General features: G+C 41.5%; 21 protein-coding genes. 8 read left to right on the forward strand and 13 right to left on the reverse strand.

Features of this window, described 5'->3' with window-relative positions; translation table 11 throughout:
- Window positions 1-103: 103 nt before the first annotated feature.
- Complete coding sequence (locus tag V1497_RS15540; protein ID WP_349408428.1) at window positions 104-751, forward strand: class F sortase; 648 nt, start codon at window positions 104-106, stop codon at window positions 749-751.
- Between the two features lie 85 nt (window positions 752-836).
- On the opposite strand, the gene V1497_RS15545 is transcribed toward V1497_RS15540, so the two are convergent.
- The gene (locus V1497_RS15545; protein ID WP_349408429.1) at window positions 837-1,538 is read right to left on the reverse strand and encodes a phosphatase PAP2 family protein; all 702 of its coding nucleotides are present in this window, start codon (window positions 1,536-1,538) and stop codon (window positions 837-839) included.
- A 198-nt stretch (window positions 1,539-1,736) separates the two neighbouring features.
- Here V1497_RS15545 and V1497_RS15550 point away from each other — a divergent pair, with 198 nt between their 5' ends.
- A complete protein-coding gene (locus V1497_RS15550; protein ID WP_349408430.1) occupies window positions 1,737-2,123 on the forward strand; it encodes a hypothetical protein in 387 nt (128 codons plus the stop codon).
- A 55-nt stretch (window positions 2,124-2,178) separates the two neighbouring features.
- On the opposite strand, the gene V1497_RS15555 is transcribed toward V1497_RS15550, so the two are convergent.
- Window positions 2,179-3,783 carry an MDR family MFS transporter gene (locus V1497_RS15555; protein WP_349408431.1) on the reverse strand — a complete coding sequence of 535 codons (1,605 nt, stop codon included), beginning with the start codon at window positions 3,781-3,783 and terminating at the stop codon, window positions 2,179-2,181.
- A 108-nt stretch (window positions 3,784-3,891) separates the two neighbouring features.
- The gene (locus V1497_RS15560; protein ID WP_349408432.1) at window positions 3,892-4,311 is read right to left on the reverse strand and encodes a MarR family winged helix-turn-helix transcriptional regulator; all 420 of its coding nucleotides are present in this window, start codon (window positions 4,309-4,311) and stop codon (window positions 3,892-3,894) included.
- Window positions 4,312-4,545: 234 nt separating this feature from the next.
- Here V1497_RS15560 and V1497_RS15565 point away from each other — a divergent pair, with 234 nt between their 5' ends.
- Window positions 4,546-4,980 (forward strand): CBS domain-containing protein, encoded by a 435-nt coding sequence (locus V1497_RS15565; RefSeq protein ID WP_349408433.1) that lies wholly within the window; start codon window positions 4,546-4,548, stop codon window positions 4,978-4,980.
- Between the two features lie 35 nt (window positions 4,981-5,015).
- Here V1497_RS15565 and V1497_RS15570 read toward each other — a convergent pair whose 3' ends face one another.
- Window positions 5,016-5,990 (reverse strand): HD-GYP domain-containing protein, encoded by a 975-nt coding sequence (locus V1497_RS15570; protein WP_349408434.1) that lies wholly within the window; start codon window positions 5,988-5,990, stop codon window positions 5,016-5,018.
- Window positions 5,991-6,303: 313 nt separating this feature from the next.
- On the opposite strand from V1497_RS15570, the gene cls reads away from it, so the two are divergent.
- Both cls and V1497_RS15580 read left to right on the forward strand, forming a co-directional pair.
- Window positions 6,304-7,806 carry a cardiolipin synthase gene (gene cls, locus V1497_RS15575; RefSeq protein ID WP_349408435.1) on the forward strand — a complete coding sequence of 501 codons (1,503 nt, stop codon included), beginning with the start codon at window positions 6,304-6,306 and terminating at the stop codon, window positions 7,804-7,806.
- A 113-nt stretch (window positions 7,807-7,919) separates the two neighbouring features.
- The gene (locus V1497_RS15580; RefSeq protein ID WP_349408436.1) at window positions 7,920-8,201 is read left to right on the forward strand and encodes a hypothetical protein; all 282 of its coding nucleotides are present in this window, start codon (window positions 7,920-7,922) and stop codon (window positions 8,199-8,201) included.
- On the opposite strand, the gene V1497_RS15585 is transcribed toward V1497_RS15580, so the two are convergent.
- Window positions 8,190-9,062, reverse strand: a complete 873-nt coding sequence (locus V1497_RS15585; RefSeq protein ID WP_349408437.1) for a hypothetical protein — start codon at window positions 9,060-9,062, stop codon at window positions 8,190-8,192. The two genes, V1497_RS15580 and V1497_RS15585, sit on opposite strands and share 12 nt — an antisense overlap.
- A gap of 155 nt (window positions 9,063-9,217) precedes the next feature.
- On the opposite strand from V1497_RS15585, the gene V1497_RS15590 reads away from it, so the two are divergent.
- On the forward strand, window positions 9,218-9,376 hold the full coding sequence (locus tag V1497_RS15590; protein WP_349408438.1) for a hypothetical protein: 159 nt from the start codon (window positions 9,218-9,220) through the stop codon (window positions 9,374-9,376).
- Window positions 9,377-9,414: 38 nt separating this feature from the next.
- On the opposite strand, the gene V1497_RS15595 is transcribed toward V1497_RS15590, so the two are convergent.
- Window positions 9,415-10,785: an aldehyde dehydrogenase gene (locus V1497_RS15595; RefSeq protein ID WP_349408439.1), complete on the reverse strand. Its 1,371-nt coding sequence runs from the start codon at window positions 10,783-10,785 to the stop codon at window positions 9,415-9,417.
- Between the two features lie 139 nt (window positions 10,786-10,924).
- Here V1497_RS15595 and V1497_RS15600 point away from each other — a divergent pair, with 139 nt between their 5' ends.
- Window positions 10,925-11,380 (forward strand): DUF3052 domain-containing protein, encoded by a 456-nt coding sequence (locus V1497_RS15600; protein WP_349408440.1) that lies wholly within the window; start codon window positions 10,925-10,927, stop codon window positions 11,378-11,380.
- A 71-nt stretch (window positions 11,381-11,451) separates the two neighbouring features.
- Here the strand turns inward: V1497_RS15600 and V1497_RS15605 are convergent, their stop codons facing one another.
- From V1497_RS15605 to V1497_RS15630, 6 genes are all read right to left on the reverse strand, one after another.
- The gene (locus tag V1497_RS15605; RefSeq protein ID WP_349408441.1) at window positions 11,452-13,014 is read right to left on the reverse strand and encodes a flotillin family protein; all 1,563 of its coding nucleotides are present in this window, start codon (window positions 13,012-13,014) and stop codon (window positions 11,452-11,454) included.
- A gap of 31 nt (window positions 13,015-13,045) precedes the next feature.
- Window positions 13,046-13,588 (reverse strand): NfeD family protein, encoded by a 543-nt coding sequence (locus tag V1497_RS15610; protein ID WP_349408442.1) that lies wholly within the window; start codon window positions 13,586-13,588, stop codon window positions 13,046-13,048.
- Window positions 13,589-13,596: 8 nt separating this feature from the next.
- Entirely contained in the window at window positions 13,597-14,286 is a 690-nt protein-coding gene (locus tag V1497_RS15615) for a PspA/IM30 family protein (protein ID WP_349408443.1), read from the reverse strand.
- Between the two features lie 171 nt (window positions 14,287-14,457).
- On the reverse strand, window positions 14,458-15,555 hold the full coding sequence (locus V1497_RS15620) for a Ger(x)C family spore germination protein (RefSeq protein WP_349408444.1): 1,098 nt from the start codon (window positions 15,553-15,555) through the stop codon (window positions 14,458-14,460).
- A complete protein-coding gene (locus V1497_RS15625) occupies window positions 15,552-16,658 on the reverse strand; it encodes a GerAB/ArcD/ProY family transporter (protein WP_349408445.1) in 1,107 nt (368 codons plus the stop codon). The genes V1497_RS15620 and V1497_RS15625 overlap by 4 nt, the downstream gene beginning before the upstream one ends.
- Window positions 16,651-18,162, reverse strand: a complete 1,512-nt coding sequence (locus V1497_RS15630) for a spore germination protein (RefSeq protein WP_349408446.1) — start codon at window positions 18,160-18,162, stop codon at window positions 16,651-16,653. The genes V1497_RS15625 and V1497_RS15630 overlap by 8 nt, the downstream gene beginning before the upstream one ends.
- Before the next feature lie 127 nt (window positions 18,163-18,289).
- Between V1497_RS15630 and V1497_RS15635 the strand changes: the two genes are divergently transcribed.
- Window positions 18,290-18,490, forward strand: a complete 201-nt coding sequence (locus V1497_RS15635) for a hypothetical protein (RefSeq protein ID WP_349408447.1) — start codon at window positions 18,290-18,292, stop codon at window positions 18,488-18,490.
- Window positions 18,491-18,528: 38 nt separating this feature from the next.
- Here the strand turns inward: V1497_RS15635 and V1497_RS15640 are convergent, their stop codons facing one another.
- Window positions 18,529-20,010, reverse strand: a complete 1,482-nt coding sequence (locus V1497_RS15640) for a PAS domain S-box protein (RefSeq protein ID WP_349408448.1) — start codon at window positions 20,008-20,010, stop codon at window positions 18,529-18,531.
- Between the last annotated feature and the right edge of the window lie 125 nt (window positions 20,011-20,135).

Raw genomic sequence — 20,135 nt, forward strand, 5'->3', positions numbered from 1 at the left:
TGGAGAGAAGGTTCTTTCCTTCTCTCTTTCTCTTTTCAGCGGATTGGTGCGAAGCGAGCACCAGCTCATGTGTAGAAAAGACGATATAAAAAGGGTGTGTGCGATGAAAAAGAGTCTCCTAGCCAATAGTTTCCTAATCCTCCTGTTAGCTTTAACGGGCTGCAATAGTCAAACGAACACCTCGAAGGATCACCAACTGAAAGCAGAAGCTGCTAATGCTGAGTTGAACGATGAGAACAATGAAGCAACCAATAAACTGAAATCGGATACAACAGAAATCATAAAAGATGATCGGAAAGGAATCGTCCCCGTTTCAATTAAAATCCCTGCAATCAATGTAAAGACAAAGGTGGAACACGTTGGCACGCTAGATGATGGTAGAATGGATGTTCCAAAGGATGCAGCTAACGTAGGTTGGTATGAACCCGGTACACTGCCGGGAGCACCAGGGAATTCCGTCATTGCGGGACATGTCGATGATCTAACCAGTCCAGCCGTATTCTACGACCTGCATAAGCTAAAGGACGGCGACGAAATTATCGTCACAGGAAAATCGGGTGAATCATTGACTTTTATCGTAAATACATCGAAAGTCTATCCTCGGCAGAATGCTCCGATTGAAAACATTTTCGGTTTCTCATACCGAAGCGTGGTCAACTTAATTACATGTACAGGAGAATATGACCCCCGAACGACTGAACGAGCCGAACGTCTCGTAGTATCAGCGGAACTTCATCAAAAAAAGGATTGACCATCATCATGAACTGGTCAATCTTTTTTTGTAGAATTTAAGAATGAAAGTTTTGGTTCGTATTGTCATACGCTTTTAATGAGCTTTACATTTCTGCTGATACACTTCTTTTCTCGCCCCGGCGCTTCAAGGTTTTCATCGTAAAGATGCATGTTAACAACCATGCTCCACCAGCAGCAAAGCCTGCAATCACATCACTTGGGTAATGAACGTGCAAGTAGATCCGGGAGACACCGATCAAGAAAATGAGTATGCTCGCCAAAGCGGCGATATACCAGTATGGCTTGTTTCTCCTGCCAAGATAGTATGCAATCAGATAGGCCATGATGCCATAGGCTGCACAGGAAACCATCGCATGACCGCTCGGAAAGCTGTATCCTCCCACTTCAATCAGGTGTTCAATACTTGGCCGTGCACGTTGAAAGCTGATTTTCAACAATCCATTCAAGCCCCAAGCCCCCAGGATCGTCAATAGGAGTATGAACGATTCCAGCTTCAATCGTTTCACGAGTAATACTACAAGATAAAGTGATACCACGACAACATAGGTCATCGTGTTACCGATATGGGTGATGAAAATCATCACTTCTGTCAGCCACGGGGCCTGTAAGCTATGTACCATTGTCGATAATACATGATCGAACGCTTCCAGTTCGTTCTCTAAAACACCGTCAGCTAATTGAGCGAATAAGCCGATCAAACCTAAAGTGACAATCAGACCAAGAACCAGTTTGAGACTGACCTTTTTCATTATCATTTCTTTCGTCTGCGTCTCTAGTTTACTCATTTTCCATCCCTTCCTCTCCTGCATCCTATAATCAAACGAACGTACATAAAAGATTCCCTATTTTATCATAGATAGTCCTTTTCTTCTAGAACCAATTACACAAGTAAGACATACAATTTTGTATTGTCTAAAAGGGATTTCATCGTTTTTATTGAAATAACACCATCACAGATAAAAAAGACATAGGGGGCGATCGTGATGAGACTGGGAAAGAAACAACGTAAAATGATCATTAATCGACCGACGCGAGATTTAGAATATAAGCTTGCTTTCATCGGAAGCATTCTTGGATTCTTCTCATCGTTTTTCCACTTTGTCTTATATGAATTTGTTTACGAATCGGTCTATCAGGTTTCCATTGCAATTTTAGGCAGCATTTCAGGCGCAGCTGCTTCCCTGGTGGCCTATATGTGTCTTAACCTCGTTGATTATCAGACACGTAAATTTGCTATCAGTATCGCAGTCTGTTCCATATGGGGCTTGATAAGTGTGAACTATTTCTACTCCATCCCTGCTTTCTTCTTACTCTTTGCCACTTTCCTATGCTTCTTGAGACGAAACCGTGAAATCAAGATCGTCAAATAATGAAAAAGGATTGCCTTATATCCAAAAAAATAGACAATCCCCCTACATTTATTCTTTATGCGCGTTGTTCTCTTTTGATGGAAATGGAGATCTCTTCACCTTCATCCTCTTGATTCGATGTTTTCAATCGAACCTCCTTCAAAAATAGAACGAGGATAACGGCAATGATCATCATGATAAAACCGAAGAAAAAGGCTCCGCTCAAAGCATCACTCAATGTCCTTCTCATCATTTCAATAAGCTGGTTGAAAAATGCGGATTGCTCGCTAGGGATTTGTTGCTTCAAAGCTTGTAATTGCTCTGGATCCATAAGAAGTTTAGGATCCTTCAGCTTTTCCACTAAACCACTTCCAGCCGGTTCTTGAGCTGATACACCACTTGAACCTTGCATCTTGGAATTCATGGTCAAGTTCATGATTGCTCCCATTATGGAAACACCAATCGTCCCTCCAAGCTGTCTGAACAATTGGACAGAAGATGTAGCCACTCCTAAGTGCTGATATGCGACTGCATTCTGAATCGTAATCGTGAAAATCGGGAAGCTGCACCCCAAGCCGAGTCCAATGATGATCAACCTTAGGATTGCATCTGTATTCGTGCTGTCCCCATTTAAGGTCGTCAATGAATAGATCCCGATGCCCATAATGGTCAATCCGAGAATCGCCATTTTCTTATATTTTCCTGTCCGTGTTATCAACTGTCCAACGATCGTACTTGACACGACCATACTAAGCATCATCGACATCATGATGAAACCGGTCTTCGTGGCCGAGGTACCGATGACGCCTTGGATAAAGAACGGCATATACATGATTGAACCGAACATTGCCATTCCAATTAATAGACCGATGACATTCGAGATCGTAAATACGCTGTTTTTAAACAAATGCAGTGGTAACACTGGGTTCTCCACTTTTCTTTCGGCAAAAAGAAAAGCAAGTAACGAAATGGCTGAGATGAGGAATAAGCCAATGACTTGAATGGAACCCCATGCATATTGATTACCCGCCCATGAAAAAGCAAGGAGCATCGGTATAATTGTTCCAGCTAGAAAGATGGAACCGAAATAATCAACTTTACCATGTGATTTCCTCGGCACGCTTGGGAATAAGCGCATAATCAATATGAAAGCGACAAATCCGACCGGTAGGAAAATCCAAAAAATCCATTGCCAGGAGAAGTGATCGACGATATATCCGCCCATTGTCGGACCGAACACACTCGCAAGTCCAAACACGGCTCCCATCAGCCCCTGCCAGCGTCCTCTCTCCCGTGGTGAAAACAGATCACCGATGGATGCAAATGCCGTCGAGAAGATCATACCACCTGCAAGACCTTGAAAGCCTCTGAATATGATCAACATGAAGATGGACGTTGCCGTACCACAGAGGAAGGTCGCAATGATGAACATCCCTAATCCTATAAGGATGAATGGTTTACGTCCATACATATCCGATAACTTACCGACCAGGATGGCTGTCACACTGGAAGCAAGCATATAAATCGTGAAGACCCAGCTGAAATAAGGCATCCCTCCTAGGTCAGAGACGATTTTCGGCATTGCAGTCCCGATGATGGTCTGATTCAGGGCAGCGAATAACATTGAAGCAAGTACAGCTACCATGATTGTAATTTTCTTTTTTAGTGGTAAGTGTTCCATCTTTACCGTTCTCCTATCCTTCATCAGATGAATAGTTCACCTGGTGAAATATTTATCAAAAAATAAAACGCCACCTTATGCCTACGTTGTTTGACCAATCCTTTTCTCTTAGCCGTTTATTTTACAGAAAAGTTGAAGGAGGTGTTCCATTTCGTCATCCGTCAGACTTTTAAATTTACCTTCCATGTACTTATGCTTCTTTTCAACAAGCGTTTCCACCAGCTTCTCCCCATCTTCTGTGATACAAAGATAGATGACTCTGCGGTCTGTCTCAGCCCGTTTTCGAGTTACTAGATTTCGTTTGACAAGCCGATCTGTCACGGCGGTCACATGACTTGTCGCAACATTGAACTCCTGTGAAAGCATGGAGGTCATGACCTGCTTCTTTTCCATGATAAATTTCAAGTAGGTGAATTCCATACCCGTAAGTTCATCTTCAAAGAGATGATTGATCTCTTTTCGGAACATCCGGAACGTTGTCCGAAAGCTCTTTTCCAAGTCCCAAATCAATTGTTGACGTTTTTCCATTTTACACACCCAGACACGTATCAGATTTCATAACTTCCTCATTATAACAAATCATGGATGTGATTTCCTGATAAATGCTCAGTATTTGGCCAAAAATGTATAGATACAGATGATTTTTGTGATTTTCATGTTTTACTGAGTCTTTCCGGGAGAATAAGTAAGGTGGAGTAATTATCAATTTACACCGATTTATACTATACTTATAATGGAGTCCTGATTGAAAGGAAGAGTCATATGAATATTGGCTTTTACTTATTGCCGAAAAGCGAAGTGAAATTCTTAAATCCGGAATCGACAATCCGTCAAGCACTAGAAAAAATGTCCTACCATAAGTATACTTCTGTTCCTCTCGTTGATGAGGATGGTAAATATTCAGGCACCCTGACAGAAGGGGATTTACTGTGGAAGCTTAAAGATGATTTAGATGAAGAAGAAAATTATGAAGAAGTCATTCAAAGGACAAAACTTAGAGATGTACCGAGACGTGTACAAAATATCCCGATTTCAATCAATGCGAACATGGAGGATTTGATCACCCTCGCTACCGACCAGAATTTCATTCCGATTACAGATGACAATGGCCACTTCATCGGTATCATAAGACGTAGGGATATCATTAAATATTGTGCAAGTGTGATTTGGGATCGAAACAACACGAATTCGAAATGAAAAGAAGCTGATCTGATTAAATTCAGGTCAGCTTTTTAACATGCAAAATCTGTGATTGAAACAGTTGAAACCTTCTTTAGATCCAGGAAGTCGGCCCCTACTTTAAGAAGTGGACGGTGTGGTTCATCATATGGGATGAACGTAATCGTCCCCCTCTCACCATTATTCAAAACCACATTCCTTCCGACGTATTGTTTCATAAGGTATCCTACAAAACTTTTAACAACAGCTGTGTTCAGCTTACCGGCTTTGGCATCCTGGACAAGCTGTTCAATGGCGATGAATGAAGACCGCCCTTTCTGATAAGCTCGCTCCGTACAGATAGCGTCATAAATGTCCGCAACGGCTAATATCTGAGCCAGATAAGGAATGTTTTTTTCTGTCCTGCCATCAGGATAACCTGAGCCATCCAATCGTTCATGATGTGTCAAAGCTCCAATCGAAATCATGAGATCAAGTCCTTCTACACCTCTCAGGATCTCAAAACCATATTTCGTATGTAATTTGATGGTTTTATATTCCCCATCGGTAAGTCGACCTGGCTTTTTCAGAATCTCATTCGGAATTTTCATTTTCCCGATATCATGGAGAAGCCCCATCTTTCCAAGAAGAAAGACCTGGTCAGAGGGTAACTTCAGGATTTTACCAATCAAACCGGCAATCAAGCCAACATTCAAACTATGCCTGAAAGTCGTTTCATCGTAATCCTTGACCTCATAAATCAACGTCACCGCATGATCTTCATTATTCATGACTTCTTCCAACACGGTAGAAAATTGTTGGAATACGGATTCTGCATTCGTATCTAACCGAGAGAGAATCCCTTTAAAGAACCCTTTGATATGATCAATCGTTTGTTCGTAAGCTTCCTGAATATATGGAGCCTCAGTTTCTTCTAGTTCCATAGGAGATATCGCTGCTTTTTCCAATTGAATAGGTTGTTGATTCAACAGCTCCCCCTCAAAAAGCCAATCGTATTTATCCAGCATATCAATGTGTCCTTGCTTCAAAGGCGTCCCCTCCTTTAAAAGGAGCACGCCCTTCCGCGTGTATATGTTCGACATGAGACGTATACCCGATACTAATCCACTTCGATCCATTAGACAATCCCCCGTGTCCAAATTCTAAATTTGACGGATCCTTATGTTAGTAAAATTATGGCTGAAATAGTTTCTATCAATATTTTTAAATGGAAAACTTGTCTTTATTATACAGGTATTTACATTCTTCTGCTATTGAATTTTTACGATGTTCGTTTTGTTTTTATCCTTTGAAGATAGGGTATTTTAAAAGATATCGTCTCTTTAGATGGAGGAATAGTTGATGAAACGTACCAGACAATTTTTCTTTACACTAATCCTGATTTTTTGTTCTGGAATTATCCTATCAAAAGAACAACCATTTGACATGAAGGTGACGGCCGGAATCGTTTATGGCGTCATCATTTTTTCCGTTATATATGCATTGATGCTTGAAAATCGATCTCCATATAAAACATTGCTTTGGATGTATGTCATTCTTTTCATCCCGATTCTAGGTTACATCTCCTTCATCTACTCAGGGCAATTAGAGGTTAAAGGACACTTATTTAAACAGAAGCGGCTTGATAACTTCAAACAATCCTTGGAAATGCAGCATAAGCATAAGTCATCTGAAAAATGGACCCATTTAAGTGAAACAGAACGGGAATTTTCTAAACTGATTTCTTCTTTAAGCGGACAGACCATCAGCTTCTACTCCCATACAGAGGTCCTTCGAAATGGAGAGGAGAAGTTCCCGCTTCTGTTGAAGGAGCTTGAACAGGCAAAGCATTTCATCCATATACAGTATTATATCTTCAGATCAGATGAGACAGGTCAAGCGATCATCGATGTCCTGTGTGAAAAAGCGAAGCAAGGTGTGGAGGTCCGCTTCATCTATGATGGAATCGGCAGTATTTCACTTTCGGACAAGGATATTAAGCGTATGAAGGAAGCTGGTGTACAAGCTTATAATTTCCTTCCGATACGAAAAGGATTTTTCAATCAAAAATTCAACTTCCGCAATCATAGGAAAATTGTAGTCATAGATGGGAAAATCGGATTTGTCGGCGGTTTGAATGTCGGTGATGAATACCTTGGGAAAGATGAACGCTTCGGATATTGGCGGGATACTCACCTGATCCTGCAAGGAGAGGCGTTACGGGATCTCCATCGCGTTTTCCTTCTTGATTGGAGTTACGTTCATGGTGAGTCCCTGTTTGAAGAACGTTACTTAAAGGTAGAGCCATTTGACGAAGGGGGAGGGATTCAGGTCGTTCCTAGCGGGCCTGATACGTCTCAAGGAATCATGAGTTATTTGTATTTCAGTATGATCACATCCGCCAAGAAATCGGTATGGATCACGACACCCTACTTCATCCCGAGTAAAGAAATCCGAACCGCACTGCTGATTGCTGCAGTAAAGGGCATCGATGTAAGATTGATCGTGCCTGAAAAAAGTGATGGCTTCCTGACCCAGTATGCGACACGTTCTTATTTCGGAGAGTTATTGAGAAATGGCGTCAAAGTTTACATGTATCAAAAAGGTTTCCATCATCAGAAGACCATCATTGTAGATGGAAATTATGCCACCTTAGGAACAGCGAATGTCGACTTACGGAGTTTCCATTTGAATTTTGAAGTCAATGTCTTCATGTTCAGGACACCTACAATCCAAACATTGATTCAACATTATGAGGAAGACTTGAAAGAAAGCGTTCAAGTCGATCTTGAAGATCATCAACGCAGAGGGTTGACCTTACGTACGAAGGAATCCTTCTGCCGCTTGTTTTCCCCGGTATTATAGATGAGGGATCATGGTAAAAAGGCTTAGTGTAAACTACAGGAAATGCATAATGAATGAAATAATCCTTTCAATCCGCACATACTAAAAAAAATTGTAGTTGAGGATGTGTTGGAATGATTGGATGGATCTTCCCAGTCGGTTTCTGGTTTGCCGGAACTTTAGTGGCCGCGAGTCCAGGAATCTTATTCAGGATTTTTGAAAAGGAAAAAGAACACTTAAGAAAGGAAGCTTCAGATACAAGGTTTCGTGATCATATGGCTTCCATCTTCTTCAGTGTAGAAGAAAAGATTTTAAGTTCGATTCCTTGGTGGAGCTTCACATTGATGTGCTCCATACTGGCCATTCTTCTATTCACTTTCGGCTTCATTGCCTTAACCTTTGTTTTAGCTGGTTGAATCCTCTAACGATTGGAGGAAGGCATCAATGTTCACATGCCACCGGCCGCTCAACTCTGATCGTTCTAATCTGAGAAGGGATTTATATTTCATCCGCCCTTCTCTTTTGCTTTCAATGACGGTCACAGGGTACTCCACGACTTGTAAGGAGAAGGGTTGTTCACGATAAGTGGACTGTTTACGGAACATAATGAAAAATCTGTCCAACTCTTTACCCTTATCTATATTGTTGATTGTTCTGTTGATGATTGACAAGTCTTCTTGGTTTACCGCTTGGATAAAAACATGCAACAGCTCTTCACTTGAAGCATCCTGGATATAATCATCGAGCATCCCAGCAGCCTTCATGATCATGAGTTGATGTGAAGGATCTTGTTTACTAGAGCGATGAGTCGTACTTCCAGGCAAGTGGATGCAGAAATGGCCGGGGAAGTTGTTCGCCAACGCACCTGCACCGTGTGGCATGCCATGCATGGAAGCCGGTATGAGGTGGGCTCCTTTTCGAATGAAGATCGCTCTTCTCTTCCAGCTCCACTTTCCGTCATAAATTTCTTTCATGATTGCTGTGTCAATTTTGGAAAGGGGTTGGACGTCCGCATGTTTTGCTCCTGCTCTTCTTTGGACTTTGAAATATAAGCCCGTTTCAAAATCAACCACTTCAAACTTGCTCCATCTCGGAATGATTTCATTCGCTTCCTCCCAGGTCATCCATTGAATATGCTCGGGTACCTGTGTTCCATCATCGAAAATGGTCGGGAGATTTTCCACTTTGACTCCTCCCCTGGCATTTGCCTGCTGTTCGTCCCCTATTCCATATATCGATACAAGCATACCCAGTACAATAAGTAGCTTTCGTTTCATCTGCATGTCTCCGTTCACAAAAGATTCTTCTCCTTATATTGTTGCTATGCGGAATAAGTGTATGTGAGGTAAATTTGTACCAAGCTGGTTTCATTTTCTAGTATCGTTTAGGTCCACTTTAAGGGAAAGATAGGACCAAGGAGGGTGGAAAACCGATGAATGAAAACAAGAGAAAGCAACAGATTGAAATCGAGCATCCACGTATCCGAGAGATTGACGAACGTACCGTACACCCTGGAGTGGAAATTGAAAGGGAGCAAGAATTCTTGCAGAATACGTACGATGAATACGAAGTCAATCAAGCCCAGGGCTAAAAAAAGAGGGTGACAACAGCGTCACCCTCTTTTGTGCTTTATTTAAGAAGCTTTTTCATGATTTTCAATCCGTTTTTATAGGAAGGATATCGAAACTTGATATCAAAACGGTTCGTTTGTTTCACGATACTTTTCTTATGGGAAAAGGCATCGAAGCTTGCTTTCCCATGGTAACTTCCTGTTCCACTTTGACCAACGCCCCCGAAAGGTAGATAAGGCGATGCGACGTGAATGAGGGTATCGTTGATGCATCCTCCTCCAAAGGACAAGGAATCAATAATGTGGTCCTGTTGTCTTTTTGATTCTGAGAATAAGTAGAGAGCTAACGGTTTGGGATGCTTCCGTACATTGTTGACAACTTCATCAATGTGCTCAAAAGAGAGAACGGGAAGGATTGGACCGAAAATCTCTTCTTCCATGATCGGATCCTTCCAATCAATATCATCGAGCACTGTCGGTTCAATCTGTAATAATGATCGATCTGAATCACCACCGATAATTGTCCGACCGTTATTCAAATATTTTTTCAACCGATTAAAATGATTTTCGTTTACAATCTGTGCCATATCCTCATTTTCAAGAGGCTCAACACCATACATTTCCGTAATGGATTCTGCGATTTTCTTAAGAAGCTCTTTTTTTACATTTTGTTGAACATATAGATAATCCGGTGCAATACATGTCTGTCCAGAATTTGTGAATTTCCCCCACGCAATCCGTTTTGCCGCAAGCTGAAGATCGGCAGTCTCGTCTACGATTGCCGGGCTCTTTCCACCAAGCTCTAACGTGACAGGGATCAGATGTTTCGACGCAGCTTCCATCACAATCTTCCCGACATTCACACTTCCCGTGAAAAAGATCTTATCGAAAGCTTGCTGGAGTAATTCCTGGCTGACTTCAACACCACCCTGTATAACAGCTACATACTTCTCTTCATAGATTTCCTGTATGATGTCCGCTATCACTCCGGATACTGAAGGTGTGAGTTCAGATGGTTTGAGCACTGCACAATTCCCGGCGGCAATCGCTCCAATCAGCGGGGATAACTGGAGTGAGAAGGGATAATTCCATGGTGCTATGATTAAACTGACTCCGTAAGGTTCGGAGTAAAGGTAACTTTTTGTTCCCAAGTGGGTCAGTGGTGTTTTCACCCTTTCAGGCCTCATCCATTTCTCCAAATGCTTCATCGCAAAATTGATTTCTTTATATAGGATTCCAATTTCAGTGGAATAAGCTTCAAACTCAGACTTATTAAGGTCTTGCTTCAGAGCTTGAATAATCTCGCGTTCATGGTTTTTTATCGCTGTTTTCAGTTTCTGAAGTTGTTCTCGTCGGAAGGATGCAGGCTTCGTTTCCCCAGAGTAATAGTACAACCTTTGATTTTCCACGATTTCATGTATTGTAGGCATAACAACGAACTCCTCTGTCAATTGGTTCAAACTCTTAAACATAATGTATCCTAGATCTTTTGTTCAGTCAATTCTTAAGGTAACCGTTCAAGCATTTTGGTATGATAGAGGCAGGTAGTTTGTCGAAAGGAGGATTTCAGTGCACCCATTATTAAAGAAAATGAATTATAAAAACCAGCCTGAAATTTGGATTATTAAAGCACCTGAAGAATTCGAGCCAATCATGAAGGAAATGGCTGAAGAGGTTACCATTATGGAAGACATGAAGGCAGGGAATAAGATCAACTTTATTCTGGTCTTCTCGTATGAAAAAGCAGATGTAGACCCATTCGTTCAAGAAATGCTTCCTCAGCTGGAGGAAGAGGCGATTGTATGGTTTGCCTACCCGAAAAAATCCTCAAAGCGGTATCAATCGGATTTGACCCGTGATAACGGTTGGCAGCCTTTAGGTGATGCTGGGTTTGAAGCGGTTCGCCAGGTGGCAATCAATGACGATTGGTCTGCACTCCGGTTCAGACATGTGGATCATATCAAAACGTTAAGCCGAGAAAAGAAACGGGCGATGAGTGTGGAAGGTAAAAACCGGTCATCGTAAAGTGAACCGCATGAAAACGAGCTGGCCCAATAGGGTCAGCTCCTTTTTCACGCAGGTGGTTTTTAGGGGAACTATTTCTCCGTTTTGACCAGCTCTTGCGAATCCTTTTCTCCTCTGGTTGGAACCCCTTCACGAGTCCGGGTGATTTCACGCGTTAGATCATCCACACTTGAGCGGATGTTCCCTTTTCCTGAGAAGTTTTCTATGAGCTCCTTCACATCAAGTCCTGATGATGCCTTCAACGATTCTTGAAGAGTAGACATCAAGTTCGTTGCATATCCGGTCACTTTATTCGCCCCTCCGGCTGCTCCGCTTCCTGTGTCAACGACTGTAATCTTATCAATATTTGAGAGAGGACTTGCTACTTCTTTCGCATACGAAGGAAGCATGTTGATGATCATATCGAGGATCGCAGCCTGACCATATTGTTCAAATGCTTCTGCAATCTTTTGTTTCGCTTCTGCTTCTGCTAAACCTTTCAGACGAATGACCTCAGCAGCCGATTCCCCTTGAGCTCGTTCTGCATCCGCTTTCGCAATACCGTCGATCCGTACTTTTTCAGCTTCAGCTCTCGCCATCGATTCCACACGGTACTGTTCAGCATCTGCTGAAGCAATCTGTTTTCGCTTTTCGGCCTCTGCCGATTGCTCCACTGCATAACGGTCCGCATCCGCTTTCTTCTTGACTTCGGAATCGTATTGTTTCTCACGACGGGCAATTTCCTTCTCTTCAAGTTCAATCTGCTTTTGTCGCTCGATAATTTTGATCTGCATTTGTTGCTCTGTAACTTCCTGCATGGCACGTGCTTCTTCCAAGTGGTATGCCTGATCTGCTTTAGCTCTCGCATGATCCTGCTCTTGACGATATTCAGCAATCTTCAATTTGTTGATTTTCTCTGCTTCTGCAACTTCCGTGGCACGTTCCAACTCGGACTTCTTCGCTTCTTTATCCGCCTCAGCACGCTTGATCCGGGTTTCTTTTTCAGCCTCAGCAGTCGCAATGTCGGCATCCCGCTTTACTTGGGCGATCCGCGGTTTACCGAGTGATTCCAAGTATCCGTTCTTATCGCGAACATCTTTGATCGTGAAGGAAACTATGCACAGTCCCATTTTCGCAAGGTCTTGAGTAGCGACTCGTTGAACTTCCTGGGAGAACTTTTCACGGTTTTTATAAATCTCCTCAACCGTCATCGAGCCTAATATCGAACGAAGATGACCTTCCAACACTTCTCTCGCTTCGTTTTCACGGTCTTCTTTCGTTTTACCTAGAAATTGTTCTGCAGCCGTGGCAATCTCCCCAATCGATCCACCAATCTTAATGATCGCCGTGCCGTCCGCCATGACGGGTACGCCCTGTTCTGTGTACACCTCAGGCGTCTGGACATCGATTTTGCTTGAGAGAAGACTTAGTGACTCAGCTTGTTGGAAGACTGGCAGTACAAATGTACCCCCGCCTCGAACAATTTTAATGCGGTTTCCTGACTCGTCAATATTGACGTTTTTTGCGCCTAAATAACTTCCTGTTACGATGAGTGCTTCATCTGGTCCAGCTGTACGGTATTTGGATACAAAAACACCGATCAGCGCCAGAAGTAAAATACCGATAATTCCACCAACAATTAAAATGATGTTCATGAGAACCTCCTATTAAATTAACGTTTTTTCATTACATGTGAATCGAAGCACCTTCATAAGGGGCTACATGGAGGACCCCATTGTCAATGTCGATTACAAGGATTTCGGTCCCTTCTTTTATTAACGTGTTATCCAGGCTTTTGGCGGCCTTCGCAATGTTTCCGCCGTTTCCTGAGATAAGTACCTCGCCATAACCATCAACTGGGATGGTTATGATGACTTTACCGATCCGGCCTTGTAAATCCTCAACAGCATAGGTATTTGACTCTTCAGCTGAGGACAATGGAACAAGCACGAATATATTCAGTAACGTGACAAGCACCAAAGCTGTTACAGTCGAACCGGCCAATATTAAAAGACTGTTGAGTGATGTCAATTTCTCCATAACAAAACCTGTACCGCTTAATAGGGTTATAAAGGAGAGGACAAGGGTAGGATTGAATAACGAATCAGACAGTACTTCAAAGATCCCTTCTAAAATATCGCTTAACAGGATGTATAGGAATGTTAGAATTCCTCCGATGATGAGACCATAGAGATAAAGCGTTTCCATGGTATTTCCGAACAGTTCCATTCAATCCCCTACTTGTTTGTGACGTTTGCTTTGTTAGCAAGTTTCTTTTTTAGGAGATTCAACTCTTCATCGAGTTTTGTTTTTTGAGTCATTTGCTTCAGCTCATCATCCAATGAACGGCTTTCTGCATTTAGATCTTCACTTGTTTCCGCTTCCGCTTCATAACGGAGGACCTTTTCCTCCATCCGTTTGAATCCTTGTTTTGATCCTTCACTATTGTGGATTGACATGGATCGGTTGATATTCGCTCTTGCTTTCGCTGATTGTGCACGTGATTTTAGAGAAGCTTTCTTCATTTCCATATCACGGTATTCGGCTTTCATTTCAGTCAGCTTCCCCTTCAAATCAGCTGCTGTTTTAGACGCTTCAACATAAAGATGCTGAAGCTGCTCCGCTTCTTGCTGCAAACGGAGCTTATCCTCCAATGCTCGTTTCGCAAGATCCTCGTTCCCATCCTGCAGGGATTGCAATGCTTGCTCCTCTCTTTTCTTAACCATGTTCTCTGCTTCTTCCCACTTCAGTTTCTGAAGCTTTTCTTCCGCCATCATCTTGGCAGTCGCTTTTTCAGCCTCATGAATGTCAGATCCCATCTCGCGTAAATATTGATCAACCATGTTAATTGGATCCTCAGCCTTATCAATCAGGCTGTTCAGCTCTGAATGAACAACTGTCTTTACTCTTTTGAAAAGCTCGAACAAATCCATCCCCTCCATTTTTTCATTGAATACGACTGATTTTAATTTCATTCTTTATAACGGATAAAAATGTAAAAAGTTTCATATTTTTTCAAAATATTTCATAATAAATCAAGTTGGTAGTAAAAACAAAAAAACTGCCGAAAATTTCTCGACAGCCTTGCATCCCTATGTTTATGACGTTGTGCCAACCTCTAGGATTTTCATTTTTAAATCAACTTTAATTGGCATTTCGGGATACTGCTCTTCCTTCCATTTTTTAAAATCTAGATTACGGACTCGATTATCGATGATACTGCCGAGCCCGAGAGGATCAATTTTATGTTCTTGGAATTTCTTTATCATTTCTTCGGCTTCTTTTTCATTGTATTTTTCAATCGTCTTTTCCATCTTCTTTATTACAGGTGGAGTAAGCTCCAAGGCGAGTGTAGGCGCATCATTGATGATACCTGTCATCGTAATTTTTATCGTGAAAGCTGGGTTGTCTTTGTCCCCATTGAAGATATATTTTACATTCGATCCGATACTCTCTACGACAATATAACGTTTCTCAAATTCAATTTCTTGGGTTGCCTCTTTAAAGTTTTCCTTCAATAACGTAAAGGTGTAGCTTTTCTCATAAGGCGCTTTATAGACGAATTTTCCATCATTAAAAAATGCGATTCCATCCAAGGCCAATTCATCCCGGTCGTTCAACTTTAAATAAGGGAGGTAGCCGTCCATGCCTTTTCCAAAATGGGTATATAAAAATTCATGTAAGTTTGTTCTTGGAAAATTTGTGGCCGCATTCTGTTCAATGAGACCCGAAATGAATTTTCCAGTTGTTTCATTTTTTGAAATCCCTGCATCTAAAATCTCTTTCGTATTACCCTCCGTGATGGCAAGATAAATATTTCGTCCTATTCGAGGATCTCTTGCCATACTATCGATCACTGAACCGATGCCTTTTTCAGCTAATTCTGCACTGTAAAGGGCGACTTTTAGTGTTCCAATCGTAATCGGCCTTGCTGCTTTCGACTGTAATTTCGTATGAATTTGTTTGGTCGAATGTGCGGTTGACGTCAATGTTTCTTCCTCAACACCTTTTCCCTGCTCCATCCTTGAAAAATGTGGAACAACAACAGTCCCTCTGATCTCGTCATCCTTCGCAACATCATAGCCGACAATTTGAATTAAGGACACGTCTTCGATACTGTCTCGTGGCAAACATCCTGTAACAAGTGACACTGCAAACATCGACATGAGTAACGGTGAAAATTTCTTTCGATTCAACTTTTTCCCCTCACTTTATTAACAATGGTTTGAATAACCAGAAGAAATGGCAGGTATGCAGAGGTGAAATAAAATCCTACCTCCCCAAGAATGGAATTCAAGAAATCAATTTGCGTTCGATCCTGGACTACTCCACAGGTAATGACAATAATCAACATATATCCCCATAAAACGTAGGTCTGGCGGATGTGAAACGTCCTTTTAAACGTTCGAGTAGCGCTCCAGAGACTCACACAAATATTCGGAATGATGACGAAGACGTAGATGGCGATTCCTATATATTCAAATCGTGAGATGAAGGGGAATTCGACGATCTTCCAAAGTGTAATCGTAGACCAAATGACCTGTTTGAGCTGTCCTTCACTGTAATAAATGAAAGAAGTGATTGCAGTGCCCAGGTAAATGAATATGGCGAACATGATTCCGAATTGAGCCCATTTAATGGATTCTGCCGGCCTCTTGATGAAAGGATAATAGATAATGAGCAGTTCAAAGCCGATATAGCTGAGAGACATGGTTTTCGCAGCCTTCAGTAAGTCCATGATGGAAGCATCCACTACCGGAAATACGTTTTGAACATGAGAATATTGCAGAGGATAGAACTTTAGTAATATTAATGGGATTCCGAGAACCACACTAAAGAAGCAAATTCCCGTTACTGTACGTAACCCGCCCGTTACAAAGTAGCTGGCCAGGAGAACAAACAGTGCAGAAAAGACCCACACGTTCAATTGTGGGAACATCCATAGTTGAATTAACTCAGTGAAGGTACGTAATACGGTTATACATAGCACCAAAAAATACAAGCTGACTAAAAAGCTCAAAAAACGTCCAATAATCCCTCCAAAAAGGGATTGATGAATCGCGACGATATCTCCTCCACCATTTTTCAACAGTTGATAAATGATCCAAACCAAAAAATGAACCCATACTCCTCCAAGCAATATTGAGATCCATGAATCATATCCAGCATCCTTTACAATATATCGCTCAAAACCGAGTACACCGATACCAATTATCATGGTATGAACTAAGAAGAAGGCCATCTGAGGCGGAACCTTCAGATGATCAGGTACGGATTGCTGTAGGCTGATTTTATTCATCAATATCCCTCTTCTCATTCATTCGATCCGAGTTGTAACGTTGAGGAACACCTGGGCGAGTCTGTAAAGGTCTGACGTTTTGTTTATTAAAAGGTAATCGGAAAAGGGCATCCTTCATATCACTGATTCGCATTGGGTAAATAGGTGCTAAGAATGGTCTTCCTAGAGACTGAAGTCGCAGCAGGTGTCCAATCAATACACAGACCATCATCGTGACCCCAATTAAACCAAACCATTGAGCCGCCAATAAAAAAGGAAAACGGATCAATCGAACAGTATTCGCAATTTGATAGATAGGTGTCGTAAAGGAAGCCAAAGCAGCCAGCGCTACGATAATCAAGAGTACGTTGCTCGTCAGCCCTGCTTCTACTGCTGCTGTTCCAATAACAATACCTCCAACGATACCGATTGTTTGTCCAACTTTCGTTGGTAGCCGGGCTCCTGCTTCCCTCAACAATTCAATCGCAAGTTCTAGAATGATCACTTCCAATACCGGTGGAAATGGAATATCAGCTCGGGAAGTGATGATCGTCGCCATCAAATCTTCAGGGATCATATCATGATGATACGTCAAAATCGCTACGTAAAGCGGTGTAGCGATGATGGAGAAGGCGACGGAAAATAATCTTAATAAACGTATTAGCGATGCCAAATGCCATGTTGTAAAGTAATCATCGGCTGATGAAAAGAATTCGATAAGGGTTGTCGGACACGTCAAAGCATGAGGTGATCCGTCAACGACGATGGCGATTTTCCCTTCTGCTAATGACTCAACGACCCGGTCAGGTCGTTCCGTATCCACGAATTGGGGAAATGGAGAATTCGAATTATCCGATAACATTTGAGAAATATAAGTACTATCGATAATTTCATCAAATTCAATGTCGCCAAGCCGCTGGCGAACCGTGTTGATGTTGTCGTCATCGGCGATACCGTCGATATATAAAACGCATACTCTTGATTTTGTGAGTTTTCCAACGACTATTTCATCGACTGTCAGTTCAGGAATGGGTAAGCGTTGACGAATTAAATTCAAGTTCGTATCAAGGGATTCTACAAAAGCTTCCTTCGGCCCCACTACACTGAATTCAACTTCAGGAATGCTGACTTTCCGAGTCTCAGTCGTATCGGCAGGTATGAACAAGACTTGTTCGTCTTCTTCTTCCATTTGGATCATGACATGCCCTCGTAATAAGCTTTGTTGAATCATGTCTTGATCTTCTGTGATAAAAAGGTTTTGAACTGTTATATGATCCTTAATCTCCTTGAGCGAGGTCAAGGAGCGATTTTTTATGTCATTGAGAATATTTTCAGAAAGTATTTTAGGTTCAACTAATGTTTTTATATAAGAAATGACACACTCAGTTTGTCCAGTATGATGATACTGCACAAAATCCTTGGATTTTTTGAAGGTAGAAAGAAGATCCGTAATGGATTGACGTTCTTCTTCTTTATTGGATTCTTCTCTTACTCTTCTCCGCTTATTCAACCATTTTGACCTCATTACAATATCCTCTCACGATTAGTGAAATGCTCTATACGTACCATTTTTAACTACCGAATGATAATGTATACCACATGTTTACAGGAAAGTGGACATGGAAAAAATAGTTCGAGGAGGTGTCTGGAACATGATTTGGCTTATGTTGAGCCCTTATGTTTTAATCGTTGTGTTTTTTGCATTCGTCTATTTTTTATTGGATTTTTTCGCTATGCTGTCTTTGTCCATCTATTTGATATGGATCATCCTTCTACCATTGGTCGTTTTTGTGGTAGACGAAAAGAATCGGGTAAAAGAGGAACAAGAAAGTGAGGAGCGAAAGAAAGTTTGAAGAGAATAAAAAAACAGCACTTCTATCAAGTGCTGTGTTCATTCGTTTTCAAATTGGCTCGGAAGGGCAATTCTAAATTTAGTACCAACATTCACCATGCTTTCAACCTCGATGGTGCCTTTATGATTTTGAATGATCTTGTAGCTCATCATGAGACCTAGGCCAGTACCTTTTTCCTTCGTAGTATAGAATGGTTCCCCCAGTCGGTCTAGAAGGTCAGGAGGTATACCGCACCCTTCATCCTCAATCTCAATTCGAATTGTCGACGCCTCTCCTTTGGTCATGCGGATATACAAGTTACCGCCACTTTCCATAGACTCAATCCCATTTTTAATGAAATTGATGAATACTTGTTTCATTTGATTTTTCTCGCATAAAATAGGGGGAAGATCTTCTTCAATATCAAGGTGGATCCTGATATTTTTCATACTGGCCTGACTATCTAGCAAAATAAGGGTTTTCTTCATGATTTCCCGGATATCTTCCTTTGTCATTTGGATCGCTTGAGGCTTTGAAAGCACCATGAATTCAGAAATGATGGTTTCAATTCGTTGAAATTCACTTAAAATGACATCGAAATAATCACGATTTGTCGAGTCTTCCTTTAAAAGTTGGATAAATCCCTTGATTGCTGTCATCGGGTTCCTGATTTCATGTCCGATTCCTGCGGCAAGCTCACCGACCACCTGTAAGGTTTCTGATTTCCTTAGTGATTCCTCGAGCTTTTTCCTTTCCGTCACATCTCTTAAAATTGTGAGATGCATGTTCGGCAGGATATTGGCTCTGGTTACATTTTCAACGAATCTACGGGTGCCGTCTTTACGTGTAATTTCAGTTTCGCTTTTTACAACGCCGTCTTCATTTAACTTTTTAAAGAATTGAGGGATTTTTTCTTGTACCTTTTTATCGAAAAGAGTAATGTGTTTTCGTTGTTTTAGTTCATCAAAAGTGAGGCCGAAAAGCTCAAGGGCTGCAGGATTCGCCTCCAAAAGGCCTTTATCATTGAATAAAATGATCGCATCATGGGCTTCATTAAAAATTGTCGCGAATTTACTTTGACTGGACGCCACTTCTCCTTGCATTTCTTTCAACTCTGTTATATCAATTGCTGTTCCTACAACCTCGAGGGTTTGACCAAATTGTTGGAACGGAGTAAGAATGACAAAATAACTGAAATTCTTGAATGTCAATTCATAATTGACGGAGTCACCTCTATAGGCGCGTTCATATTTCTCTCTCAAGTATGCCGTCGTTTCTTCATCAAACAAATCCTCAAGTGTTTTGCCGATGATGAAATCAGATTTAAAATTAGTGTGTTGGAGAGGCTTCCCATTCATATAGGTGAACCGGAATTTTCCATCCGCTTCACGGATGAACTTGAAATGGATACAATTCACAAGATCAAATACCTGTTTTACGTGTCTTAGCTCGTTCTCCAATTTGAAGTTTTCAACACTGAGCTTTTTTAAGCTTTTTAACCCTTTTTCCAGTTCTGATATTCTATAGTCAATCTTATCCAATGCAACCCCGCCTTATGTCTTAAGATACATAGAATAGCCACACCTAATCAAATGGGTTCGAAATGTGTAATATAAATATTTCTTTAAATCAACACCAAATTCCTTTTTATGAACACCCTAATTTA

Source organism: Pseudalkalibacillus sp. SCS-8 (assembly GCF_040126055.1).
GTDB classification, from domain to species: domain Bacteria; phylum Bacillota; class Bacilli; order Bacillales; family Fictibacillaceae; genus Pseudalkalibacillus; species Pseudalkalibacillus nanhaiensis.